This is a genomic window from Mesorhizobium sp. B2-3-4, from assembly GCF_006442315.1.
GTDB lineage: Bacteria > Pseudomonadota > Alphaproteobacteria > Rhizobiales > Rhizobiaceae > Mesorhizobium.
The window spans coordinates 290,805-314,492 of sequence record NZ_VFVY01000004.1 but is presented as its reverse complement, the minus strand read 5'-3'; the positions used below and the strand labels follow the sequence as shown (position 1 = coordinate 314,492).

Below are 23,688 nucleotides of genomic sequence, written 5' to 3'. Positions count from 1 at the left end.
CCTGCCGGCCCGCTCAGCTCGTATGGGCGACGACCTTGTCGACCGTTTCGGGGAAGAAGTCGGGCGCTGCATGGCGCTTGCCGAACATCATGTCGTACTGGATCAGCCGGAAGTCGCGGATCGCCGGGTCGATCTCCTTCTGGCGTGACCAGTCGGGCGTCGCCGCGCCGTCCGGCGTGAGCAGCAGGTTGCGGTCGACAACGCGGTAGCGCTCCCGCATCTCGCCCAGGAAACCCGTGTAGTAGGGGTGGGTGATGCCCGCCGCAGTAAGGATATGATAGGGCAGGAACGCAGGACTCACTGTGCCCAGATTTTCGACCGGGCCCGACCGGTTCGACCAGATGATCAGCGGTGTCTCGTGATGGTCGAGGGCAGCCTCGGGTGTCGGCTCCTTGCGCGGTGCGACGTTGTCCTTCAGGAAGCCCGTTTCGACATAGACCGGTCCGAGCGGCGGCAGATGGTCACCGAAGAAGGCGACGATCGTCGGCCGCTGCCGCGTCTTGGCCCATTCGATCAGCCGTTCGAGACCGCGGTCGGCGTCGGCTGAGCCTTCGGCATAGGAGAGCAGCGAGTCACGCGCCCACTGGCTGATCGGAGCTTGCACCGAGTGGGTAGGGTTCGAATAGCGGTTCGGTTCATACGGGCCATGGTTCTGCAGGCTGACGGCAAAGAAGAACACGGGGTCTTCACTGGCGTCGGCTTCGCGGATGATCTCGTCGGTCATCGCCGCGTCCGATGCCAGCGGTCCGCGCTTTTCCATGGGCGGTAGGGTTTCTTCCGACTTGAAATCGTTGAAGCCGAAATCGGCGTAGACCGCGCCCCGATTCCAGAACCAGTTGGTGCCCGGATGAATGGCGCGCGCCCTGTAGCCTTCGCTCTTCAGGAAGGTCGCCATCGACGGCGTCGGGGTGCGGACATATTGCTGGTAGGGGATGCTGCCAGCCGGCAGGAAGGCATTGGAGAAGCCGGTCAACGCCTCGAATTCGATATTGGCGGTCATGCCGCCGAATTCGGGCGAGAACATCGAGCCCGAACGCAAGGCCCGCACATTGGGGATGGGATCCGGGGTGATGGCGACGCCCGGCAGCTTGGTCGGATCCCAGAAGGATTCGCTCATGACGATGATGATGTCGGGCTTTTCGTCGGGCACCGAAGCCGCGATCTGTGGCCGCTCGATCGCCGTGATGGCCTTTTCCGAATAGCCCGACGGTGCCGAGACATGGGCCATCGGTACGTTGAGGGCAAAGGCCAGTGCAAATCCGTTCGAGGCGTAGTTTTCCTTCTGGTCCCACATGATCGGGATGATCTGCAGACGGTCCCGGGTCCAGGAGAAGGTGGCGTAATCCATGATCGAGACGAAGAAGGCGAGCAGCGGCACCGCCAGCGTCAATCGGGCGAGGCGACCCTTGTGGCTGAGTGCCGGAACCTTGCGGCGCCACAGCCGCCAGCCGTAGACGAGCAGCGACAGGCCGGCGACGATGCCCACCACCATGGCAAGCGCGGTCATCGGCCGGTCGCGCACTAGGAGCGGCAGCAGGGCGAAAATCTGGCGGGCGTAAAGGAAGTCCGTCGGATAGAGCGGATCGCCGAGATAATGCGACTTCTGATGGCCGACGAAGGCGAGCGACAGGGTCAACGGCGCGACAATCATCAGGCTCTGGTGACTGCGGCCAAGCACGGCATCGAGACCGATCAGGATCAGCGCGAACACGACTATGGTGGTCCAGCCAGGCTTGAGCGGCTGCAGGAAGAAGGAGACGGTGCCGGCAACATCACCGCGCACGATCAACTCGATGGCGAAAACCAGAACGGCGGCGAGCGCCAGGCTGACCAGCCCATATCGGACGACAGGCCATCTGCGGCCCGGCAAATAGCCGGTCGACGGATCGTCTTCCAGGAACTGCGGCTCGGCCGTGCCGGCACGTTTCAAACTCTTCGCCACTCTAACTTCCCACCCAAAGACAACCCACGTCACTCGATTGTCATATAATTGTCACGCAAAGCTAGCGCCTGTGGCGGAAATAAGAAGAGCCAGCAAACGATTCGTGAGCGGTTTTCATCAGGTGTGATCGCCAAAAAGCCCTTTTGGAACAGACACTCGCGCAGGCACGCATCTCGCGTGGCGGCCTGAAGTGGCTTGACTTGGCGGCCCGCCTTGCGTCACAGGCAGGGAAAATTCGCAGTATCAGGTAAGCAGAACCACTCCGGGAGCCCGCGCATGGCCGTCGCATTCACCTTTCCAGGACAAGGAAGCCAGGCTGTCGGCATGGGCAAGGATCTTGCCGACAGCTTCCCGCAGGCGCGCAGGGTTTTCCAGGAAGTGGATGACGCGCTCGGCGAAAACCTCTCGAAGCTGATCTGGGAGGGTCCGGAAGAGACCTTGACGCTGACGGCTAACGCGCAGCCCGCCCTCATGGCGGTGTCGCTGGCGGCGGTCAGGGCGCTGGAAGCGCGCGGTCTGTCGCTGAAGGGCAAGGTCGCCTATGTCGCCGGCCATTCGCTGGGCGAATATTCGGCGCTCGCCGCCTCCGGCTTCATTTCGGTTGCCGACGCGGCGCGGCTATTGCGCATTCGCGGCAACGCCATGCAGGCCGCGGTGCCGGCCGGCGAGGGCGCCATGGCCGCGATCATCGGATTGGAGCAGCCCGATGTCGAAGCCGCTTGTGCCGAGGCGGCCAAGGCTTCGGTCTGCCAGATCGCCAACGACAATGGCGGCGGCCAGCTGGTCATATCGGGTGCGAAGGCGGCGGTTGAACTGGCTGCGAAACTGTGCACGGAAAAAGGCGCCAAGCGGGCGCTGATGCTGCAAGTGTCGGCGCCGTTCCATTCGGCGCTGATGGCACCCGCGGCCAATGTCATGCGCGAGGCGCTTGCCGGGGTGACGAAGACCGCGCCGGTCGTTCCTGTCGTGTCCAACGTCTCGGTGCAGCCGTCGACCGATCCCGACGAGATCGCGCGGCGTCTGGTCGAACAGGTGACCGGCCGGGTGCGCTGGCGCGAGACGGTGGAATGGTTCGGCGCCAACGGCGTCACCACGCTCTACGAGATCGGTGCCGGCAAGGTGCTGTCCGGGCTGGCTCGCCGCATCAACCGCGACATCGCCACCGCCTCGGTGGGTTCCTCGGCCGAGGTCGAGGCGGCATTGGCGGCGCTTGCATAAAGCGCCATTTGATACCATCCCTATGGGGGTGCCCTCTTCTCAACCTGGAGACAAAAATGTTCGAACTGACTGGCCGCAAGGCGCTTGTCACCGGCGCATCGGGGGGCATCGGCGAGGCGATCGCCAGGGTGCTGCACGCGCAGGGCGCGATCGTCGGCCTGCACGGCACGCGCGTCGAGAAACTGGAGACGCTGGCCTCCGAACTGGGCGACCGGGTCAAGCTGTTCCCGGCCAACTTGTCGAACCGTGACGAAGTCAAGGCGCTCGGCCAGAAGGCCGAGGCCGATCTCGAGGGCGTCGACATCCTGGTCAACAATGCCGGCATCACCAAGGATGGCCTGTTCGTGCGCATGTCGGACGCGGACTGGGATACGGTGCTGGAGGTCAACCTCACCGCCGTTTTCCGGCTGACCCGCGAACTGACCCATCCGATGATGCGCCGCCGTCATGGCCGCATCATCAACATCACTTCGGTGGTCGGCGTGACCGGCAATCCGGGCCAGGCCAACTACTGTGCCTCCAAGGCCGGCATGATCGGCTTTTCCAAATCGCTGGCGCAGGAGATCGCGACCCGCAACATCACCGTCAACTGCGTCGCCCCGGGCTTCATCGAATCGGCGATGACCGACAAGCTCAACGACAAGCAGAAGGAGGCGATCATGGCGGCGATCCCCACCAAGCGCATGGGCACCAGCGCCGAAGTGGCGTCCGCCGTTGCTTATCTGGCTTCGAACGAGGCCGCCTACGTGACCGGGCAGACCATTCACGTGAATGGCGGTATGGCGATGATCTGAGCGAGGTCCGCCGGCAACATCGCCGCGCTGTGAAAACCGACCATTTCGGCTTGGACCTCGGCTATTTTTCGTGTAATGCGGCCCGCAACCCGGCGGTTCGGGCAAAAACCGGTCCGCAGTCGTTGCGTTTCCGACAGGACCATCTTTCAGCTTGATTAGCGGCATTCCGCCCGCTAACGAAGACAGACAAACAAAAGACGAGGATGCCCCAAATGAGTGACACCGCAGAGCGCGTCAAGAAGATCGTCATCGAGCACCTTGGCGTCGATGCCGACAAAGTGACGGAGCAGGCGAGCTTCATCGATGATCTGGGCGCTGACAGCCTCGACACGGTTGAACTCGTCATGGCGTTCGAAGAAGAGTTCGGCGTCGAGATTCCCGATGACGCGGCCGAGACCATCCTGACCGTCGGCGATGCCGTGAAGTACATCGACAAGGCTTCCGCCTGACGCTTTCCGCAGTCACTACCGGGGAGGACCTGCGATGAGGCGTGTCGTCGTCACAGGCCTTGGCCTGGTTTCACCGTTCGGCATGGGCTTCGAGCACGGCTGGAAGGAACTGCTGACCGGCCGCAGCGCCGCCAGGCGCGTCACCGAGTTCGAGGTGGGCGATCTTGCTTGCAAGATCGCCCACGTCATTCCGCGTGGCGACGGTTCCAACGGCACGCTCAATCCCGAAGCTATTCTCGAGCCCAAGGAACTTCGCAAGATCGGCGACTTCATCCTGTACGGGATCGCGGCCGCCGATGAAGCGCTGAAGGATTCCGGCTGGCAGCCTTCGACCGAAGAGGAACGTTGCGCCACCGGTGTGCTGATCGGTTCCGGTATTGGCGGCCTCGAGGGCATCGCCGAGAACGCGATCATCCTCAAGGAGCGCGGCCCACGCCGCATCAGCCCGTTCTTCATTCCCGGAAACATCATCAACCTCGTGTCGGGCCAGGTTTCGATCCGGCACGGGTTGAAGGGCCCCAACCATGCCGTGGTCACGGCCTGTTCGACCGGCGCGCACGCCATCGGCGATGCCGCCAGGCTGATCATCTTCGGCGACGCCGACGTGATGCTGGCCGGAGGTGCGGAATCACCCGTGACCCGACTATCGCTGGCCGGCTTCGCCGCATGCCGGGCGCTGTCGACCGAGCGCAACGATGCGCCGCAAACGGCCTCGCGGCCCTATGACCGCGACCGCGACGGCTTTGTCATGGGCGAGGGCGCCGGTGTCCTCGTGCTGGAGGAACTCGAGCATGCCAAGGCACGCGGCGCCAAGATCTATGCCGAGGTGACCGGGTACGGCCTGACCGGCGACGCCTATCACATCACCGCGCCGGCCGAAGATGGCGACGGTGCCTTCCGTTGCATGACGGCGGCGCTGAAGCGGGCAAAACTTGCGCCGGCCGATGTCGACTACATCAATGCGCATGGCACCTCGACTATGGCCGACACGATCGAACTCGGCGCCGTCGAGCGGCTGGTCGGCAATGCGGCGTCCAGGATTTCGATGTCGTCGACCAAGTCGTCTATCGGCCATCTGCTGGGAGCCGCGGGTGCGGCCGAAGCGATCTTTTCGATCCTCGCCATCCGTGACAACATCGCACCGGCGACCATCAACCTCGACAATCCCGAGCGCGAAACCGCGATCGATCTGGTGCCGAACAAGCCACGCGCCCGCCAGATCGACGTGGCATTGTCCAACTCCTTCGGCTTCGGCGGTACCAACGCTTCGCTCGTCTTCCAGCGGTATGATGGCTGACCGTCCGGCTGCCGGGCGATGCTTTGGCCTGTCGTCAATTTTGCCATATTCGCCCCTACTCTGCCGCGGGGGATTCGTTGAGAGATCGAACGGTAGGGCGAGATGAACACAAATCCGGCGGGCAACGGAGAATTCGGGCAGAGAACGGCCAATGCCGGGCCGATCGTGCCGAAGACAGCCAGCGAGGCGCTGCGGCCGGAGGCCGGAACGCCGCCGCCGAAACGGTCGCGCGCTTCGCGCAGCCAGATCGTCGTGTTCATGAACTTCGTCATCTCCTCGGTGATGCTGATGGTTCTGGCGGCGGGCGTCGCCCTCTATTTCGGCAAGCAGGAATTCACCGAACCCGGTCCCTCCGCCAATGGCGACACCTTCCTGGTCAAGGCCAACACCGGCGTCCAGGATATCGCCGACCAGCTCGAGCGCAGGGGCCTGATCAGCGATGCCCGTGTCTTCCGGCTCGGCGTGCGTGCCTTCGGCAATGATTCCGCGCTCAAGGCCGGCGAATACGAGATCAAGCCCAAGGCCTCCATGCGCGACATCATGGAACTCCTGAAGAGCGGCAAGTCGGTGATGTATTCGCTGACCATCCCGGAAGGGCTGACGGTCGAGCAGGCCCTCCAGCGCATCGCCGGCGAACCGGCGCTGAGCGGCGACATGCCGGCGAAGACACCGCCCGAAGGCAGCCTTGCCACCGACACGCTGCGCTTTACGCGTGGCGCGACGCGTCAGCAGATGGTCGACAAGCTGCTCGCCGACCAGAAGAAACTGGTCGATGAAGTGTGGCAGCGGCGGGCGCCGGACCTGCCTCTGGCCAGCGTCGATGACTTCGTCACCCTGGCCTCGATCGTCGAGAAGGAAACCGGCAAGGGCGATGAGCGCTCACGCGTGGCCGCCGTCTTCCTGAACCGCTTGGCCAAGGGAATGCGCCTGCAGTCCGATCCGACCATCATCTATGGTCTGTTCGGCGGCAAGGGCAAGCCGGCCGACCGGCCGATCTACCAGTCCGACATCCAGAAGCAGACGCCTTACAATACCTATGTGATCAGCGGCCTGCCGCCGACGCCTATCGCCAATCCGGGCCGCGCGGCCCTCGAGGCGGTGGCCAATCCGTCGAAGACCGACGATCTCTATTTCGTTGCCGACGGCACGGGCGGTCACGTCTTTGCCGCCACGCTGGACGAGCACAATGAGAATGTCGCCCGCTATCGCGCCCTGCAGAAGAAGCAGGCCGATGACGCGGCCAAGGCCGCCGCTGCCGCTGGTGGCACCACCGACAAGCCAGCTGCCGACAAGCCTGCCGACGACAGTGACGGCGACGGCACCGGTAGCGATAATGGCGATGCCGGCGGTGACGCGGGCGCGGCCCAGTAAAGTCAAGAAAGGCGTTGCCTGAAAGGCGGCGGCCTGACATTTGAAAGAGCGCCAGGCGTCCAATTTCGACGCATTCGCGGCGTGGTCGTTTTAAGCCGCGCTCGCCCTTCCGGAAAACCGGGTTCGGGCGAGGCGCCAGGGATGTACGCAAGACATGAATTTGCAGAGCATGACCGGTTTCGCGCGCGCCGTCGCCGAGCATGACGGCACCTCGATCGCCTGGGAAGTCAAATCCGTCAACGGCAAGAGCGTCGAAGTGCGGCTGCGACTGCCTCAGGGATTCGAGCGGCTGGAGCCCGTGGTCAGGCAAACGCTGCAGAAGCGTTTCGCCCGAGGCAATTTCCAGGCGACGCTGACCGTCGGTCGTGCCGCCGGCGCTCAGGCGCAGCCCGTGGTCAACGAGGCGTTTCTGAAAGACCTCGCCGGCCTGGCCAAGCGGCTGCAGGAGCAGTTCGGCGCCGCGCCCGCCACGGCTGACGGATTGCTGTCGCTGCGTGGCGTGCTCGACATCCCAGAAACCGTCGAAACCGAAGAGGCGAGGGCCGCGCTCGACACCGCCATCATGGCTGCCCTCGACGTGGCGCTGAACGGGCTGGAGCAGGCCCGGCAAGGTGAAGGTGCGGCACTCGCCCTGCTTTTATCCGGCCATGTCGACACCATCGAGACGCTGACGCTGCGCGCGGAAGCGGATCCGTCACGCGATGCGACGGCGATCCGCGAGCGCATCGCCGAGCAGGTCAGGCTGCTCATGGACGCATCCGCCAATCTGGATGCGAGCCGGCTGCACATGGAGGCGGCGTTCCTTGCCACCAAGGCCGACATCCGCGAAGAGATCGACCGGCTGAAAACGCATGTGGCGTCGGGCCGGGCCTTGCTCGAAGGCGGCGGCGCGGTCGGCCGCAAGCTCGATTTTCTGGCACAGGAATTTAACCGCGAATCGAATACGCTGTGCTCCAAGTCGAACGCCGCGGCCGTCACAGCGATCGGGCTGGAGCTGAAGGCCGTGGTCGACCAGTTTCGTGAACAGGTCCAGAATCTGGAGTAGCCGATGGTTGCCAAGGAACCGATGGTTCCCAGGGATTTGGGGTCTCGCATCCGCCGCCGCGGGTTGATGCTCGTCCTGTCGTCGCCGTCGGGCGCCGGCAAGTCGACCATTGCGCGCAATCTTCTGGAAAGTGATTCCAGCCTCGAACTGTCGGTCTCGGTTACAACCAGGCCACGACGCGGCTCGGAAATCGAGGGCGTTCACTACCATTTCCGCACGATGCGCGAATTCGAAAGGCTGCGCGATTCCGATGCGCTGCTCGAATGGGCCGAGGTGCACGGCAACTGCTACGCGACGCCTCGCGAACCCGCCGAACTGGCGCTGGCGCAAGGGCGTGACATGCTGTTCGACATCGACTGGCAAGGCGCCCAGCAGCTCAAGGAGAAGATGCGCGCCGACATCGTCTCGATCTTCATCCTGCCGCCGTCGATGAAGGAATTGAAGGCACGGCTCAAGCGTCGCGCCGAGGACCAGGAAGCGGTGATCGAGACGCGGCTGAAGAACGCCCGCAACGAGATCGAGCACTGGAAGGAATATGACTTCGTCATCGTCAACGATGATCTGGACCGCGCCTTCGCCGAGGTGCGCGGCATCGTTGTCGCCGAACGGTTGCGGCGTGACCGGCGGCCTGGTCTCTTCGATTTCGTCTCGGGTTTGCTGGACGAGAAAACGGTGTGAGGCCTCTCTTTTTCCTTCCCCCACAAGGGGAGAAGGAAAAAGCGGTGCTTCATACCGCGTTCGTCATTCTGACAAATTCCTCGACACTGAGCGTTTCGGCGCGCCGCGTCGGATCGATGCCGGCGCGCTCCAGCAGGGCCTCGCCGCCAAGGCTTTTTACGCTCTGCCGCAGCATCTTCCGGCGTTGGCCGAAGGCGGCTTCCGTGACCCGGCCCAGTTTTCTCACATCGGCGGGCAGGGGTGTCGCGCGCGGCTCCAGATGCACCACCGAGGAGGTGACCTTGGGCGGTGGCGTGAAGGCCTGGGGCGGGACGTCGAACGCGATCCTGGCCTGCGTGCGCCAGCCGGCGAGCACAGCCAGCCTGCCATAGGCATCGCTGTCGGGTGCCGCGACGATGCGCTGGGCGACCTCGCGCTGGAACATCAGCGTCATCGAGGCATAAAAGGGCGGCCAGTCCGCCACCGTCAGCCACCGGACCAGCAATTCCGTGCCGATGTTGTAAGGCAGGTTGGCCACGATCCGGACCTGGCCACTGTCCCCGGCAGCCGCCGATGCAAGGGAGGCGAAGTCAGTCTTCAGCGCGTCGCCCGAAATCACCTCCAGCCGGCCGGGATAATGGGCGGAAACTTCAGCCAAGGCCGACAGGCAGCGTTCGTCACGCTCGATGGCAACGACGCGGCGGGCGCCGTTGAAAAGCAGCGCCCTGGTCAGTCCTCCAGGCCCTGGCCCGACCTCCACCACCGTCGCATCCGTCAGGTCACCGGCGCTGCGTGCGATCTTGCCGGTCAAATTGAGGTCGAGCAGGAAGTTCTGGCCGAGCGCTTTTTTCGCCTGCAGCCCATGGCGCTCGATGACATCGCGCAGCGGCGGCAGCCCGTCGATACTCATGCGGCGACAGCCTTTGCGTCGATGTCGGCCAAGCTCCTGGCAAGCTTCAGCGCCGCGATCAGGCTGTCTGGCCGTGCCACGCCCTTGCCGGCGATGTCGAAGGCGGTGCCATGGTCGGGCGAGGTGCGGATGAAGGGCAGGCCCAGCGTGACGTTGACCGCCTCGTCAAAGGCCAGCGCCTTGGCCGGGATCAATGCCTGATCGTGATACATGCAAAGCGCGGCGTCATAGCCTGCCCGCGCCCGGGCATGGAACAATGTGTCGGCGGGTAAGGGGCCGACCGCATCGATTCCTTCAGCTCGCAGGATGTCGACCGCTGGGCTTACGATACGCTCGTCCTCGGTGCCCATGGAGCCGCCTTCGCCGGCATGCGGATTGAGGCCGGCAATGGCCAGCCGCGGTGCGGCGATGCCGAAGCGGCGGACAAGGTCGGCCGCGGTGATGCGCCCGGTCGCGACGATCAGCTCCGCGGTCAGGGCCTTTGGCACCTCGGCCAGAGCGATGTGGATGGTAACGGGAACCGTGCGCAAGTCCGGGCCTGCCAGCATCATCACCGGCATCGCTTCGACGCCGCTATGCCGCGCCGCCAGATGCGCCAGATATTCGGTATGGCCGGGAAAGCGGAAGCCGGCATCGTAGAGCGGTTTCTTGGCGATCGGGCACGTCACCACGGCAACAGCCTCGCCGGCGAGGCAGGCGGCCACGGCGCGGTCGATCGCTTCGACGGTCCCGGCCGCATTGGCCGGCTCTGGCCGGCCAGGGCTGTCGATCGAGCGCGCCGCCAGGGGAACGATCGGCAAGGCGCGGCCAAAGACCGCCATCGCCTGCGCCGGTTCCACTTCCTCGACCGGTAGCGAAACGCCGAGGTGGCGCGCACGCGCGGCGATCAAGGCCGGATCGGCCAGCAGATAGAAGGCGGGCAAGCCAACGGCCTGCCGCGCCAGAAAGGCGGCAATGGCGATTTCGGGGCCTATACCGGACGGGTCGCCGACGCTGAGCGCCAGCGCAGTCACCGCGTTCTTCACGTCAGCGCTTGACGATCTTGGCTTTCGCCTTCAGCTCGTCGACATATTTCTTGCTGAGATCGTCGGCGGCCTTGTCGCTGGAGCCTTCGCTCTGGAACACCATCTGGGCGGTCTTGTCGTCGGATACTTCGCGCGACGAGCAGATGCCGATGAATTCGACGCCACGGTCTGTTTCGCGCGTGACGGTGGCGCCACCGACCTTGGTCGCCTTGATCTGCTCGGCCCAGTCCGGCGGCAGTTGCGGCGCCAGGACCCGGCCGAGGTCGCGAACGGTCACGTCGATCAGGCCCTTGGCGAACTCGCGCGTCGTGGCGCAGCCGTTGAAGCGGGCGCGCATGGCGTCGGCCTCGCGCTTGCGTTTGGCCAGCGTGGCGCCGCGTTCGGCTTTCGGCACGACGAAGATGACCTGCTGCAGCATGTATTCGGTGGCGCTCGGCTTGGCCCCGCCCTTGTCGAGCATGCGCCGCACCGCGTCCTGTTCGGTCACACTGCCGCCTTCGCCGGAACGGTAGCGCGCGCTCAAGGCCTGGTTCCACGCCATCTGGGCGCGGATGAATTCCTTGAAATGGTCCCTGCTTACGCCGGATTTTTCCATCACGCCGTCGAGCTGGCTGAGCTGCATCTTGTTGCTCGTGGCAAAGCGCTGGTAGGCGGCGTCAACCTGGGCATCGCTGATGCGAATACCGAGCCGCCTGGCCTCTGCGAGGCGCAGCGTCTGGTCGATCATCTCTTGTGCGGCGTCGCCCTTCTTGCGCTGCAGCTTCAGGAAGGCGGCGCGATGGGCGATATCACCTGACGTGATCGGTATGTTGTTGACGACGTATTTGATCTCGCTGGCGAAAGCCGGCGGCGTCATGACGGTCATCGATACGGATGTTGCCGCCACAAGCAGCGCGAACCCTGCTGAAAAGAGGTACTTCCTCATCGTTGGCATCCCAATTCTATCCCGGTTCCGCCCAATTCCGTCCCCTTCCGGATGCGCGAATCCGTGCCAGCCCTATGCGGCGAAACGATGTCGCCGCTTATTGGATGGTGTCGACCCCGTTACTCGACGAACCGAAGTCGCCGAGGGTGCGGAACGAGAGGTTGAATCCGATGCTCTGCGTCACTTCCCTGGTGTTCAGGTCACGCGACTGCGCGTACGTCATCAGATAGGTGAAGCAGGAATCGTTGTAGGCGAAGCCCACCCCGTCCTTGACCAGCAGGCCCTCCTGCAAATCGTAGGTTCCTGTCCCGAACACGCGCCAGTTCTCGGCGAGATGCGTCGATGCGCCGAGCGTGACCTCGTGGCGGTCGGTCGTGAACCCGTAGAGCGGCTGAGCCTGGATGAAGGCGTACTTGGCGCTCAACGACACCGGCAGGCCGGAATAGGCGGCTTTCAGCTCGGCGCGGCGGACCTCGAAGCTCTGTTCGTCGAAACGCCCGCTGACCGAGGCAGCGAACCCATTCGGGCTGGTGATGCCGAACAGGCCGACATAGTCGGACTTGGTGGTCTCCAGGCCCGAATAGGCGCCGACATTGACTAGGTCTGGCGCTGCGAAGGAGTTCTCGCCGCCAATCTGGTAGGACTGGCCGAAGATCGCATTTGTGCCCCAGCCGTTGATGTAGGAGCCGGAATAGCGCAGTCCGACATTGGCACGCGAACCGCCTTCGATGCGGTCATAGCCGGAGAACTTGTCGCGTTCGAACAGCGTGGTCGCGTCGAAAACCATGCTCTGCGCGTCTTCGTTCGGGATCGACAGGCCGCCGACATACTGCTCGTTCGGGCGCAGGAACACTTGCGCCATCGGCTCGACGACATGGCTCGACCCGCTGGCTAGCGAGAACAGCATCGGCCAGCTCATCTCGAGCCCGGCGGTCGCCATGTAGCGGGCAAAGGACGAACGCATGTCGTCCTGCTGGCCGAGATTTGTCGCCATCTGGTTGATTGCGGAGAGCGAGGCGGATGAGGCCCTGACATAGTCGACGTCGCCCTGCAGCGCCAATAATGGCGTCAGCACCAGCCCGTCGTCGGTGACGAAGCTCCGCTTCCATTCGGCTTCGGCGGTGAGTCGGCTGGACTCGCCTTCGATGCCGCGCACGCGCTGCACGGGAGTGCTGGCGTCATAGGGGGTATTGAAAGCCTCATCCAAATCTTCGCGGCGGATGACACGGGTATTGACGTTGAACGACAATTGCCCGCCGGCGACCGACGTGTCGGGAATATAGGCATAGTCGAGCGAGGGCAGGACCCAGGGCTGCTGACCGCTTCGCGCCGCGGGATTTCCGTTCGGCGTGTCTTCCTGGACTTCGAAATGCATCGCCCGCACGTCGAAATAGTTACGATCATTGAGACCGGTCAAATAGACCGACGACTGGTGAACGTATCCATTGTACTTGTCGATGTTGTAGGTATTCGAGAAATTCTTGTCGGTCTGGAGCAGCACGTCCCAGCCGAAATTCCAGCGTTCGTTGATGGCGAACTGCCCCTGCGTGCCCATCATGCCGCGGAACTTGTTCGGATCGCCGGCCGCACCCGAATTGACGTTGTGACCCGCGGTGGAGGGGAACGCGGTGGTGTCGATGAAGGCGTCGGGATTCTGTTGCTGAATGCCGGCGATCTTCAACGTGTATTCGCCATTGTTGAAGCGCTGGCGCCATTCGGCCTCACCGAGGAAGCCCTGCTTGGTGTAGCCGCTTCCCGTCACCGTCAGGTCATATGTCGGCGAAAGCGCGAAATAATAGGGAATTTTGACGCTGTACCCGAGATGACTATTGTAGTTGATGCTGGGGATCAGGAAGCCGCTCTTGCGCTTCACCGTCGGGTCGGCGATCTCGAACGCCGGCAGGTAGGCCAGCGGAAAGCCAAAGAATTCGAAATTCGCGTTCTCGAAGCGAACCGTCTTCTTCTCACCGTTCCAGATTATCTTCCTCGCCTTGACGCGCCATGTCGGTGCCTTGTCGGGCTTGTCCTCGCACGGTTCGCAGGCAGTGTAGACGCCATTGTGGAAGGTGGTCAGCACGCCGCCCATACGTTCGGCGCTTTCGGCGGCGAAATAGGCCTTGTCGACGGTTTCAACGCGCAGCGCGTTGACGAAACCGTCGGCGAAATCATCGGTGATGTCGATGTGCTGCGAATTGATCTTGGTGCCGTCGTTGTTGACGATCTCGACATTGCCGCTGGCGACCATCCGCTTGGTGTTGCGGTTGTAGACGACCTTCTGGGCGACGAGGCGGTTGCCGCCATAGTCGATCTGCACGCCGCCGATGGCGGTCACGGTCTGGTTGTCGTTGTTGTACTCCAGCGTGTCGGCGGCCAGCAGCATCTGCGAGCCGGACGGAACCGAGGTCGCCATCTTGCCGACATCCTGCGCGAACGCCGGCAACGGCACGGCGTATGCGAGCAGGCACGCCAAGGCGCTCGCCGCATAAAGGCGCGCCAAATGGGCCTGCCTGCTGCTGGGCAAAAACGCCTCCCTCACTAGCCGTCTTCCTTGTATAGCAGGAAAGTCACCCCGAAGAACATAGCTACCACGACCGGCACCCAGGCGGCTATAGCAGTCGGCACAAACCCCGCCACGCCGAATGCCTTCACCAGCACCGAAACGACATAAAGCAGAAACCCGGCAACGACGCCACCCAGAATCATCGTTGCCGATTGTCCCATCCTCGCAAATCGCATTGAAACTGTTGCCGCAATCAGCGTCATGGCGACGAGCAGGAACGGCAACGCCACCAGCGAATCAAACTGCATGGCAAAGGCATTTGCCTTGAGGCCGAAGGAACGGGCAACCTCGATTTTTCCCGGTAGGTCATAGAACGGAATCGTCTCGGGGCGCGCCAGCCGCTCCTGCACGAATTCCGGCTTCAGATTGGTCGGCACGCGATCGTTCGCCAGCGACTGGATGGTGCCGTTCCTGAAGGCCTTCACATCCTGCAATTCCCAATAGCCGTCGCGCAGGTAGGCGCGCGCGGCATCCTTGCGTTCGGCGATATTGCCTTGCGGGTCCAGGATGAAAAAGACGGCATCGGCCATCTCCAGGCCCTGGTTGAGGATGGCTCGCGCACCGATGATCGTGTCGCCGGAGCTGGTTTTCTGGCGGATCCAGGGAGCCGCATCGGCCGAAACCGTGTTGGATTTGCCGGAGCGCAGCTGGGTCTCGATCTGCTCGGACCAGGAGAAGGCGTGCGCGGCGAGCGGGTTGATGATCCCGACCGACACGATGCCGAACAAAAGCGCGCCGATGCAACAGGGCAAAAGGAACTGCCAGGCCGAAACGCCGGCGGACCGCGCGATGACCAGCTCGTAGCGCCGGTTGAGCGAAACCAGCGTCGCCATCGCCGAGAACAGGCCGACGAACGGCACGGTCTGCAGCATGATCATCGGCATGCGAAGGCCTGAAATGGCCATCGCGGTTCCATAGGTGAAGCCGGGCAGGCCGGTGGTGCGGCCGGACAGTTCCGTGAAATCGATCAGGAACACCAGTGCCAACAGGCCGATGAAGAACCAGATCGTGATCGTCACGTAGCGGAAGAAGAAGTAGCGGCCCAGCGTCCAGCCCATCAGCCGACCCCTTGCCCTGAAGTGTCGCGCCGGAAAAGCCGCAGCTTGAGGCTGTTCCAGCCACCGCCGACGCGGCCGGCCAGATTGGTCATCCAGTCCGCCCAGGCCACCGGCATTTCCATGGTTCGGTTGGAAACGATGAACCAGATCGCCACCACGGAAGCCACGATGGGCACGCCATAGACCATATAGGCATATTGCGGGACCTCATCGGCCTTGCTTGCGGCGAAGAAGCCGAGCCAGCGCACGAACAGCGATATGCCGATGGCCGTGATCAGCGGATTGACGCGCGCCTCGCGATGCGAACGGGCGTCGCCCGCTACCGCCAGCGCGATCAGCGCGAAAACCATGGAATAGGTCCATTCCGAGAACCGCTGGTCGACCTCGGCGCGGTATTCCTGGGGATTTTGCTGATAGTTCTTGTCGTTCGGGCTTGGATTGAGCAGGTACTGGGTGGTCTGGTCCTTGGGCAGCAGCGTCACCTCCGAAGCCGCGGCCATGAAGGCCGACATGTCGAACGCATAGGACGTGAAGCGGATGACACTGAGGTCGCCGGTCAGCGTTTTGCGGTGGATGACGCCGTCATTCATCATCAGGACTTTTTCACCGCCGCGTTCGATGATGCTGCCGGTCTTGGCATAATAGACCAGATTGACGCCTTCCTCCCGCGAATCGGCGACGAAGATGCCACCCAGCCTGTTGTCGGGAAGCCGCTCGCCGATCTGCAGGAACAGCCCGTCCTCGATCTTCCGGAACGTGCCTTCCTGGATGATCAGCGACAAAAGGTCGGCGCGCGACTCCGCCACCAGCGCGCGGTTCTTCTGTCGCGCGTAGGGGTCGATGCCATTGTCCACGGCGAACGAAAAAACGCTGGCCGCCAGCGCCAGCAGCATGATCGGCCGCACGATGGTCCAGCGCGAGGCACCGGACGCGTTGACCACCGCGAGTTCCGAATCCGAATTCATGACGCTCAGTGTCTGGGCAACCGCCACCACCAGCGCGAACGGCACGACGATCGGAATGATCGAGGGGAGAATAAGCGACGCGACCTCGAAGAAGGTCAAAGCCGACTGACCGCTGTCGGTGACCAGGTCGATCTTGGCCAGCACTTGCGTCGTCCAGACGATGGCCAGCGTCCAGACCAGCGCCGCCATGAAGACCACGAAAGCGCGGCGCATGATGTAGCGTTCAACGACCTTCATAAAGGCTTTACTCGATCTTCTCGAACGGCATCATGCCACCACGCCAAGGGTAGCCGTCCGGCGACGCCCACACAACTGGCTCCGTTGGGCTGCATAAGGCAAGCGATCCGGTTCCCGTCCCACGCCGCGTGCCGCAATGGGCCGGAGTGTCGGCGGCAATGGATAAGAAAGGGAAAACATCGATGGTTAACAACAGGTTGCGGCATGAAGCGGGGCCGTTCCGCGACGAATCGCCATCGATTCAGGGTCTCATATGGGTAGCCATTTTGGCAAAGTCTTGCCAAATGCCGGAAAACGACCAAATGTCGCGGATCGCTTCAAACCGCTTCGCGCACGATCGCGCAATCCCCGAAAGCAGGACATGATGAACCCCAGACCGTCGATCGCCTTTGCAAAATTCGCCGCGCCCCAGACGGCGGCGAACAGGAAGGGCACCGTCTTCGTGCTGTCGGCGGATGACGGTGGTTTGAGCGATGCGGCCAGGGCCTACGATCCGGGCAAGACGCTGGATCGGGCTTTCCCGGTCGCCGAGTTTACCGGCAAGTTCGCCGGCATCGTCGAAATCCTCGCGCCCGAAGCAACGTCGCTCGACAGGTTGGTCGCGATCGGCGCCGGCAAGGTCTCGGGGCTCGACGAATATGCCTGGCTGAAGCTCGGCGGCACGATTGCCGCATCGCTGCGCAAGGCGACCGACGTGACCGTGGTGCTCGACCTTGCCGGCGCCTCGCCCGACGGCAAGGATGCCGCGAGCCTGGCCGCGGGGATTCTTTTGCGCAGCTATTCCTTCGACAAGTACAAGACCAGGAAGGACAAGGACGACGGCCAGGGTAACGGCAAGGCCGATCCGAAAAAGCCGGTCAAGGTGACCATCCATACCGCCGACCCGGCAGGCGCCAAGAAAGCCTTCGTCGACGCCGAGGCGGTGATCGACGGTGTGATTCTGGCGCGAGACCTCGTCAACGAACCGGCGAACGTGCTCGGACCGGTCGAATTCGCCGCTCGCGCCAAGCAGCTCGAGGCGCTCGGCGTTCAGGTCGAGATCCTGACCGAGAAGGAGATGAAGAAGCTCGGCATGGGGTCACTGCTCGGCGTCGCGCAAGGCTCGCCCCGAGGCGCCCGCATGGCGGTCATGCAATGGAACGGCGGCAAGCCCAAGGACCGCCCGGTCGCCTTCGTCGGCAAGGGCGTCACCTTCGACACCGGCGGCAATTCGATGAAGCCGGCCTCGGGCATGGAGGACATGAAGGGCGACATGGGCGGCGCCGCCGCCGTGACCGGGTTGATGCATGCGCTCGCCGCGCGCAAGGCCAGGGCCAATGTCGTCGGCATCATCGGGCTCGTCGAGAACGCGGTCGACGGTCACGCCCAGCGCCCCGGCGACATCGTCACCTCGATGTCGGGACAGACCATCGAGGTGCTCAACACCGACGCGGAGGGGCGCCTCGTTCTGGCCGATGCGCTATGGTACTGCAACGACCGTTTCCAGCCGAAATTCATGGTCAATCTGGCGACCCTGACCGGCGCCATCATGGTCGCGCTCGGCCTGCATCATGCCGGCCTCTTCTCCAACGATGACGAACTGGCGCAAAGGCTGACCGCGGCCGGGCAGTCGACGCAGGAACGGCTGTGGCGCATGCCGCTCGGCGCCGAATACGACAAGCTGATCGATTCCAAGAACGCCGACATGAAGAACATCGGTGGCCGCTACGGCGGCGCCATCATCGCCGCGCAGTTCCTGCAGCGCTTCGTCAAGGACACGCCCTGGGCGCATCTCGACATTGCCGGTACGGCGATGGGGTCGCCCTTGAACGAGATCAACCAGTCCTGGGGTTCGGGTTTCGGCGTTCGGCTGCTGGACCGGCTGGTGCGCGATCACTACGAGAGCTGACGACGATCCATGGCCGATGTGCTGTTCTACCATCTGACCGAATCGACGCTGGAGGATGCCTTGCCGGGCCTGCTCGAGCGCAGCGTCGATCGCGGCTGGCGCGCCGTGGTGCAGACCGGCACCGAGGAGCGGCGCGACGCGCTCGACCAGCATCTGTGGACCTTCCGCGACGATTCCTTCCTGGCGCACGCGACCGATCGCGAAGCCTATCCCGGTGAACAGCCAATCCTGTTGACCACGGGTGACGGCAATCCCAACGAAGCCAGGATCAGGTTCCTGGTCGACGGCGCGGCGCCACCAGACCTCGGCGGCTATGAGCGCGCGGTGTTCCTGTTCGACGGCCACGACGCAGCCCAGGTCGAAATGGCCCGGGCGCATTGGAAGACGATGAAGGAGGCGGGCCACGCCTTGACCTACTGGCAGCAGACCGCGGACCGCCGCTGGGAGCGCAAGGCTTAGCCCGGCGGCCCGTCGCCGCCGGCAGACCCTACTGCCTTGCCTTGATGCGCTTCTGTTTGCGGGTGACGTAGTCGCCGTACTTCAGTTTCGTGATCTCGTCGCCGCGGTTGCGGTGCGAACTTCTGAATATATACCACTCGCCGTCCGGTGCCTTGCGCTTGTAGATCACCTTGCCTGCCTGGCGGTGCTCGAAGCAGGTCATGGAGCCCTTCACACCCCAGGAACCATGCCATTGGGCGCGATAGCACAGCTTGCCGCCGCCGGGGATGAACCATATGCCCTCGCCATAGCCCTGGAGGCCTTTGTCCGAGGTCCAGGCGTCGAACTCCCGCTGTTTGACCGCAAAGAACCCGGCGCCGTTCCTGCCCCAGAGCCACGAATGGTTTTGATAGATCTGGTAGATGCTTTCGTCGGGAACAACGGCCGCCTTTTGCGCCTGCTCGGCCAGCTTCGTCCCGGTCTTGGCCATTGCGGGGACCTGGAAGGTGAGAACGAGAACGCAGCAGCCGAATGCCGCTCCGACCCAATTGACCAGCACGTGTTTCACGGAACTCTCCACAGACTAATTACGCAACGTCTCACCATCTTTCCGGACCGACGGCCCGGAATGGATCACGATCAACGGTAGATTAGAGATCCGTCCCGAGCGTGCCGGGGCGGATCGGCGATGTATCCTACGGCAGGACGTGCTGCGTCACCCTCCAGTCGGGCAGACCATAGCCGCCCAGCCAAGGCCACACTTCCTTCTGATTGAAGTAGACGACCGATGTCAGCGCCGGAAACTCCGCATAGGACTTGCGGGAGTCATCCTGCCACTTCGAGACATAGTCCTGCTTTCCGACATAGCCGAGCTCGGCCACGATCACAGGCTTGTTGAAGGACGCCACGCGGTCATAGCCGGGTTTGAGCGCCTGGGCGAACGTCCGGTCGGCTCCGGTCTCATCATTGTCCTTTTTCTGCAGGCCGAACACCGAGAGTCCGATGACGTCGACATAGTCGTCCCCGGGATAATATGCCTCGAGGCCTTCTTCGCCCTTGGGCGACCACATGTACTTGGCGGCCGGCGCGACCTTGCGACAGACATCGACCTCGCGCTTGTACGCCGCGATCCAGTCCTTTGGAGCCCAGTTGGCCCAGGTGAAACGACCGTTCTTGTCCTCCATTTCCTGCGCCCAGCGGATGGTCACCGGACTCTTCATCTGGCCCACCAGGGCGCAGATCGCCTGCATGTTGGCGTCGTATTTGCCGCTCAATATGCCGTCGCGCAATTCGGGCGGGGTGATGCGCCAGTCCTTCGACCAGGTCCAAGGCTCGATCGTGATCAACAGCGAGCGATTGCGCTGCAGGGCGTAGGCGTCGGCCAGGGGGAGGGTGCCCAGATCGACATCCTCCCAGGGCAGGAAAAGCTCCTCGATGCTGGCGGTCTTGTCGGCGCTGAAATCCCCGTAGGGATCATACGATCCGAACGCCGAGGCGGCGCTGCTGGTCTGGACAGGATCCGTCCCAGCTGTGGAGCCGGCGCCCGCGGCCGTCGGCGATGCGACGCCGCCCAAAATCAGCGCGATTGCAAGTGCATTTGCTGCAGGGTGTTTCATGTCAGTCTCCCATGGCTTCGACTTCCGCAGAGGTTAAAGCTTCGCCCGGACGCATCGATGCAGGATCGATGCGACTGTCCAAAACCGATCGGCTCAGCTAGCGGAATTCGTGGGATTTCGGAGCGATTGGTGGCGCGCGAAACTTCGCGCCGACCACCGAGAACCATCTCTCATGGCACCATTGAGGGCTAGGAGAGATTCGCCGCGATACTCACAAATTCGCGTCAACATCCCGTATATAATCCCTAGCTAATTTAACAGCCGGTCGGGCCCAAGAGTCAAGCGCAATTTACGGTTGCTTAACCATGGCAGCCGCAACATGGTTAACGGTTTTCGGCCTGGCGAACCTCGGGTCGACTTGGATCCCGCCGCGGATTTCCAGGACGCAAATATCCGTTTCGCCGCTCCCACACCGGTCCAGGCCGCCCGGTTTTCGCTGAAGTCCTGCCGCGCTTCAAAGGCGTTAGGTTAACCAGGTCTCAAAAAGATTAGTTAAGGGATCATTAATTTAGTTGACACTAATGGAGTATGGCGGGATTCTGGCGCCGGGTTGAAAGCGTATCAGCCGTCGCTCGGCTGACGTTGGAAGTGGCGGCGGTCGTTGTATGAGTGTTTCCGCGGACACAGGGACCATCAGCGGCAAGACCAGGCCGGGACGGCGTCATGGGGCAACTCGCGCCAGCGCCGGGGAGCACACGCCGTTCCTGGTGCCGATACTGCCGCCCGTCCGGCAATGGATCCTGCGCATCGGCCTGGCTTTCTGGTTCCTCACCCTCGGCTTTTTCTGGGTTTGGTGGCTGCGGCCTCAGCATGTCGGATATTTCGGGCCGTACGCCCTTGCGACGCTCGTACTGGCTTGGCTGACCTTGATGCCGATGTACTTCCTGCTCAACGTGCACGCATCGAAGAAACCGTCCAAGCTTCGCAGTATCCCGAAGCGCTCGCGGGTCGCCATGGTGGTGACCAAGGCGCCATCCGAACCCTTCGCCGTGGTTGCGCGCACCTTGGAAGCGATGCTTGCGCAGGACTATCCGCATGACACCTGGCTCGCCGACGAGGACCCGTCCGAGGAGACGGCTCGCTGGTGCGACGCCCATGGCGTGCTGATTTCGACGCGGCGCGGAAGGGAAGATTATCACCGCAAGACGTGGCCGCGCCGCACCCGGTGCAAGGAAGGCAACCTGGCGTTCTTTTACGACCACTACGGCTATGAGCGGTACGATTTCGTCGCCCAGATGGACGCCGATCACAGACCGACGCCGAGCTATCTCAGGGAAATCCTCTATCCCTTCGCCGATCCGGCGGTCGGTTATGTCTCGGCGCCGAGCATATGCGACAACAATGCCGCCGAAAGCTGGTCGGCGCGGGGCCGGCTGTTTCCGGAGGGGATGTTCCATGGCCCGCTGCAGTCCGGGCATACCGGCGGCGGCGCACCGCTGTGTATCGGCTCGCACTATGCCGTTCGGACCAGGGCGCTGAAGCAGGCCGGCGGTCTCGGGCCGGAGTTGGCCGAGGACCACTCCACCTCGATGCTGATCAATGCCGCCGGCTGGCGCGGCGTGCATGCGGTCGACGCCATCGCGCATGGCGACGGTCCGCAGACCTTCGCCGATCTCGTTACCCAGGAATTCCAGTGGTCGCGCAGCCTGGTGACGATCTTGCTGGAATATTCGCCCACATATTTTCCCAAGCTGCCGACAAGACTGAAGTTCCAGTTCCTGTTCTGCCAGCTCTGGTATCCGCTGTTCGCCATCTTTGCGCTGCTGATGTACCTCATGCCGGCCTACGCGCTCTTCACCGGGCGCAACTTCGCCAACGTGATGTATGCCGACTTTCTTCTGCATTATCTGCCCAACGCCGCCGCCCTGGTCGGCCTGGTCATGATGCTGAAGGCATTCGGCCTCTCACGACCATTGACGGCCAAGACGATAAGCTGGGAGGGCACGCTGTTTCTTTTCTTCGCGCGCTGGCCCTGGGTGCTGGCTGGCACGCTATCGTCGTTGCGCGATTATATGACCAGGTCATTCGTCGATTTCCGTGTCACCCCCAAGGGCAGCGGCCCCAAAAGCCTGCTGCCGGCTCGTGCCTTCGTCCCCTATGTGGCGCTGGCAATCGGCGCGGCGCTGCCCGTGCTGCTGGTCGAACATCCGTTCGACGCCACTGGCTTCTTCTGGTTTGCGGCGTTCAACGCCCTCCTTTACGGGCTTTTGGTGGTTGTCATCGTCCTGAGGCACATCATCGAGAACACGATTCCGTTGCGCGCCAATGCCACCGGGATGGCCTTTCATGCCTCGCTTGCCGTACTGGCGCTCGCCGTGCCGGCCGTTGGCTTCTACGGTCGCGGCATGGAAGGCGTCTACGGGCTGCAGCAGGGCGCCGGAGGATTGCGTATCGTGCGCATCGCCTATGTGATTTCCGGCGCCGGCCAAGGCAACATAGGCGCCCGCAACTTCTACTTCGATCCGGGGTGGGAAACGCCGCGCTGAGGCGCACAGCAGGTTTGCGCCGGACATTCGTGGCCCGCGCGACCGCGCGCGGAGGCAATCCCTGAAAGATCCAATTTTAACAATATTCGATCGAACGCCGACAGACCGCGTTCAGCATGTTGTTTGCGCGATTCTTAATAAGTAACAGCTAATATAAAAGCGTGATGCAAGCAGCGAGAGGCTGCTGGCGCGGCGCGGAAAAATGAACAACCGATAATATATCTCCGCGCTCCAGCGACTTGTGTTTTGTTGCAGGGGACGTCGATGAAGACATATTTCGAAAACGGCGCAAGGATCGGCGCGAAATGTGCTTGCGCTTTCGCCGCTGTTGCATTGATCTCGATAGTGTCCGGTTGCCAGGGCGTGGATACGACCAGGACCGGCTCGATCGGCACCAAGCCCGTGGTTCATATGCTCGGCAAGAAGGTGCACTACGTCAAGAACAGGCGGCTGCACCTGATCGAGCGCAAACGGCTGACGCAGATGACAAGCGTGACGCGGACGACGGAGGAGGCCTATGCAGCTTTCGTGCGGCCGCAGAGGGTCGGCGGATCGGCGCCGGTCAAGGTGTCCTTCAGGCCGGGCAATGCTGGACCGCTCCTTGGTCATTCTCCCTGGATATGTGGTCCGAGCGGCTTCGGCCAACGCGCCAGCTGCCGTTCGCGTTACTAGCCGGTCAAGGCGGTGGTCTGATCGACTGCCGCCTGCTCAGGTCGTCGCGGGGGCGCGAGCCGAGGGCAAGAGGATGGCGCGGGCGTTGCGCCTTTCCTCTTGCCCTTTGGCGGCCATTCCTCGTGATATCAGTCG

20 protein-coding genes are annotated in these 23,688 nt (G+C 63.1%); 11 read left to right on the top strand and 9 right to left on the bottom strand.

Annotated features, from left to right (window positions below; all coding sequences use genetic code 11):
* Nucleotides 1-13: 13 nt before the first annotated feature.
* Nucleotides 14-1,942: an LTA synthase family protein gene (locus tag FJ967_RS09555; protein WP_246675234.1), complete on the bottom strand. Its 1,929-nt coding sequence runs from the start codon at nucleotides 1,940-1,942 to the stop codon at nucleotides 14-16.
* Between the two features lie 276 nt (nucleotides 1,943-2,218).
* Between FJ967_RS09555 and fabD the strand changes: the two genes are divergently transcribed.
* The 7 genes from fabD (at nucleotide 2,219) to gmk (ending at nucleotide 8,794) form a co-directional block, all read left to right on the top strand.
* On the top strand, nucleotides 2,219-3,160 hold the full coding sequence (gene fabD, locus FJ967_RS09550; protein WP_140731449.1) for an ACP S-malonyltransferase: 942 nt from the start codon (nucleotides 2,219-2,221) through the stop codon (nucleotides 3,158-3,160).
* A 56-nt stretch (nucleotides 3,161-3,216) separates the two neighbouring features.
* Nucleotides 3,217-3,954 (top strand): 3-oxoacyl-[acyl-carrier-protein] reductase, encoded by a 738-nt coding sequence (gene fabG, locus FJ967_RS09545; RefSeq protein ID WP_140731448.1) that lies wholly within the window; start codon nucleotides 3,217-3,219, stop codon nucleotides 3,952-3,954.
* A 212-nt stretch (nucleotides 3,955-4,166) separates the two neighbouring features.
* Nucleotides 4,167-4,403: an acyl carrier protein gene (locus FJ967_RS09540; RefSeq protein ID WP_006203723.1), complete on the top strand. Its 237-nt coding sequence runs from the start codon at nucleotides 4,167-4,169 to the stop codon at nucleotides 4,401-4,403.
* Between the two features lie 34 nt (nucleotides 4,404-4,437).
* Entirely contained in the window at nucleotides 4,438-5,700 is a 1,263-nt protein-coding gene (gene fabF, locus FJ967_RS09535) for a beta-ketoacyl-ACP synthase II (protein WP_140731447.1), read from the top strand.
* Between the two features lie 102 nt (nucleotides 5,701-5,802).
* Nucleotides 5,803-7,071 (top strand): endolytic transglycosylase MltG, encoded by a 1,269-nt coding sequence (gene mltG / locus FJ967_RS09530; RefSeq protein ID WP_140731446.1) that lies wholly within the window; start codon nucleotides 5,803-5,805, stop codon nucleotides 7,069-7,071.
* A gap of 154 nt (nucleotides 7,072-7,225) precedes the next feature.
* Nucleotides 7,226-8,116, top strand: a complete 891-nt coding sequence (locus FJ967_RS09525; RefSeq protein WP_140731445.1) for a YicC/YloC family endoribonuclease — start codon at nucleotides 7,226-7,228, stop codon at nucleotides 8,114-8,116.
* 21 nt (nucleotides 8,117-8,137) lie between these two features.
* Nucleotides 8,138-8,794 carry a guanylate kinase gene (gene gmk, locus FJ967_RS09520; protein ID WP_027053294.1) on the top strand — a complete coding sequence of 219 codons (657 nt, stop codon included), beginning with the start codon at nucleotides 8,138-8,140 and terminating at the stop codon, nucleotides 8,792-8,794.
* A 49-nt stretch (nucleotides 8,795-8,843) separates the two neighbouring features.
* Here the strand turns inward: gmk and rsmA are convergent, their stop codons facing one another.
* From rsmA to lptF, 6 genes are all read right to left on the bottom strand, one after another.
* On the bottom strand, nucleotides 8,844-9,683 hold the full coding sequence (rsmA, locus tag FJ967_RS09515; RefSeq protein WP_140731444.1) for a 16S rRNA (adenine(1518)-N(6)/adenine(1519)-N(6))-dimethyltransferase RsmA: 840 nt from the start codon (nucleotides 9,681-9,683) through the stop codon (nucleotides 8,844-8,846).
* On the bottom strand, nucleotides 9,680-10,708 hold the full coding sequence (gene pdxA / locus FJ967_RS09510) for a 4-hydroxythreonine-4-phosphate dehydrogenase PdxA (RefSeq protein ID WP_140731443.1): 1,029 nt from the start codon (nucleotides 10,706-10,708) through the stop codon (nucleotides 9,680-9,682). Before pdxA ends, rsmA begins: the two co-directional genes overlap by 4 nt.
* A 1-nt stretch (nucleotide 10,709) precedes the next feature.
* The gene (locus FJ967_RS09505; protein ID WP_181175730.1) at nucleotides 10,710-11,642 is read right to left on the bottom strand and encodes a peptidylprolyl isomerase; all 933 of its coding nucleotides are present in this window, start codon (nucleotides 11,640-11,642) and stop codon (nucleotides 10,710-10,712) included.
* An 88-nt stretch (nucleotides 11,643-11,730) separates the two neighbouring features.
* Nucleotides 11,731-14,169: an LPS-assembly protein LptD gene (locus FJ967_RS09500; protein ID WP_181175728.1), complete on the bottom strand. Its 2,439-nt coding sequence runs from the start codon at nucleotides 14,167-14,169 to the stop codon at nucleotides 11,731-11,733.
* Nucleotides 14,169-15,254 carry an LPS export ABC transporter permease LptG gene (gene lptG / locus FJ967_RS09495; protein WP_181175744.1) on the bottom strand — a complete coding sequence of 362 codons (1,086 nt, stop codon included), beginning with the start codon at nucleotides 15,252-15,254 and terminating at the stop codon, nucleotides 14,169-14,171. Before lptG ends, FJ967_RS09500 begins: the two co-directional genes overlap by 1 nt.
* Nucleotides 15,251-16,453, bottom strand: a complete 1,203-nt coding sequence (lptF, locus tag FJ967_RS09490) for an LPS export ABC transporter permease LptF (protein ID WP_140731439.1) — start codon at nucleotides 16,451-16,453, stop codon at nucleotides 15,251-15,253. The genes lptG and lptF overlap by 4 nt, the downstream gene beginning before the upstream one ends.
* A gap of 364 nt (nucleotides 16,454-16,817) precedes the next feature.
* On the opposite strand from lptF, the gene FJ967_RS09485 reads away from it, so the two are divergent.
* Together FJ967_RS09485 and FJ967_RS09480 are read left to right on the top strand one after the other, a co-directional pair.
* Nucleotides 16,818-18,341 (top strand): leucyl aminopeptidase, encoded by a 1,524-nt coding sequence (locus FJ967_RS09485; protein ID WP_140731490.1) that lies wholly within the window; start codon nucleotides 16,818-16,820, stop codon nucleotides 18,339-18,341.
* Between the two features lie 9 nt (nucleotides 18,342-18,350).
* The gene (locus tag FJ967_RS09480; RefSeq protein WP_140731438.1) at nucleotides 18,351-18,800 is read left to right on the top strand and encodes a DNA polymerase III subunit chi; all 450 of its coding nucleotides are present in this window, start codon (nucleotides 18,351-18,353) and stop codon (nucleotides 18,798-18,800) included.
* 28 nt (nucleotides 18,801-18,828) lie between these two features.
* Here the strand turns inward: FJ967_RS09480 and FJ967_RS09475 are convergent, their stop codons facing one another.
* Complete coding sequence (locus FJ967_RS09475) at nucleotides 18,829-19,347, bottom strand: DUF995 domain-containing protein (protein WP_140731437.1); 519 nt, start codon at nucleotides 19,345-19,347, stop codon at nucleotides 18,829-18,831.
* Nucleotides 19,348-19,474: 127 nt separating this feature from the next.
* Complete coding sequence (locus tag FJ967_RS09470) at nucleotides 19,475-20,395, bottom strand: glycoside hydrolase family 26 protein (RefSeq protein ID WP_140731436.1); 921 nt, start codon at nucleotides 20,393-20,395, stop codon at nucleotides 19,475-19,477.
* Nucleotides 20,396-21,000: 605 nt separating this feature from the next.
* Here FJ967_RS09470 and FJ967_RS09465 point away from each other — a divergent pair.
* Complete coding sequence (locus tag FJ967_RS09465; RefSeq protein WP_140731435.1) at nucleotides 21,001-22,881, top strand: cellulose synthase catalytic subunit; 1,881 nt, start codon at nucleotides 21,001-21,003, stop codon at nucleotides 22,879-22,881.
* A gap of 363 nt (nucleotides 22,882-23,244) precedes the next feature.
* Nucleotides 23,245-23,553 carry a hypothetical protein gene (locus FJ967_RS09460; RefSeq protein ID WP_246675233.1) on the top strand — a complete coding sequence of 103 codons (309 nt, stop codon included), beginning with the start codon at nucleotides 23,245-23,247 and terminating at the stop codon, nucleotides 23,551-23,553.
* Nucleotides 23,554-23,688: the final 135 nt, after the last annotated feature.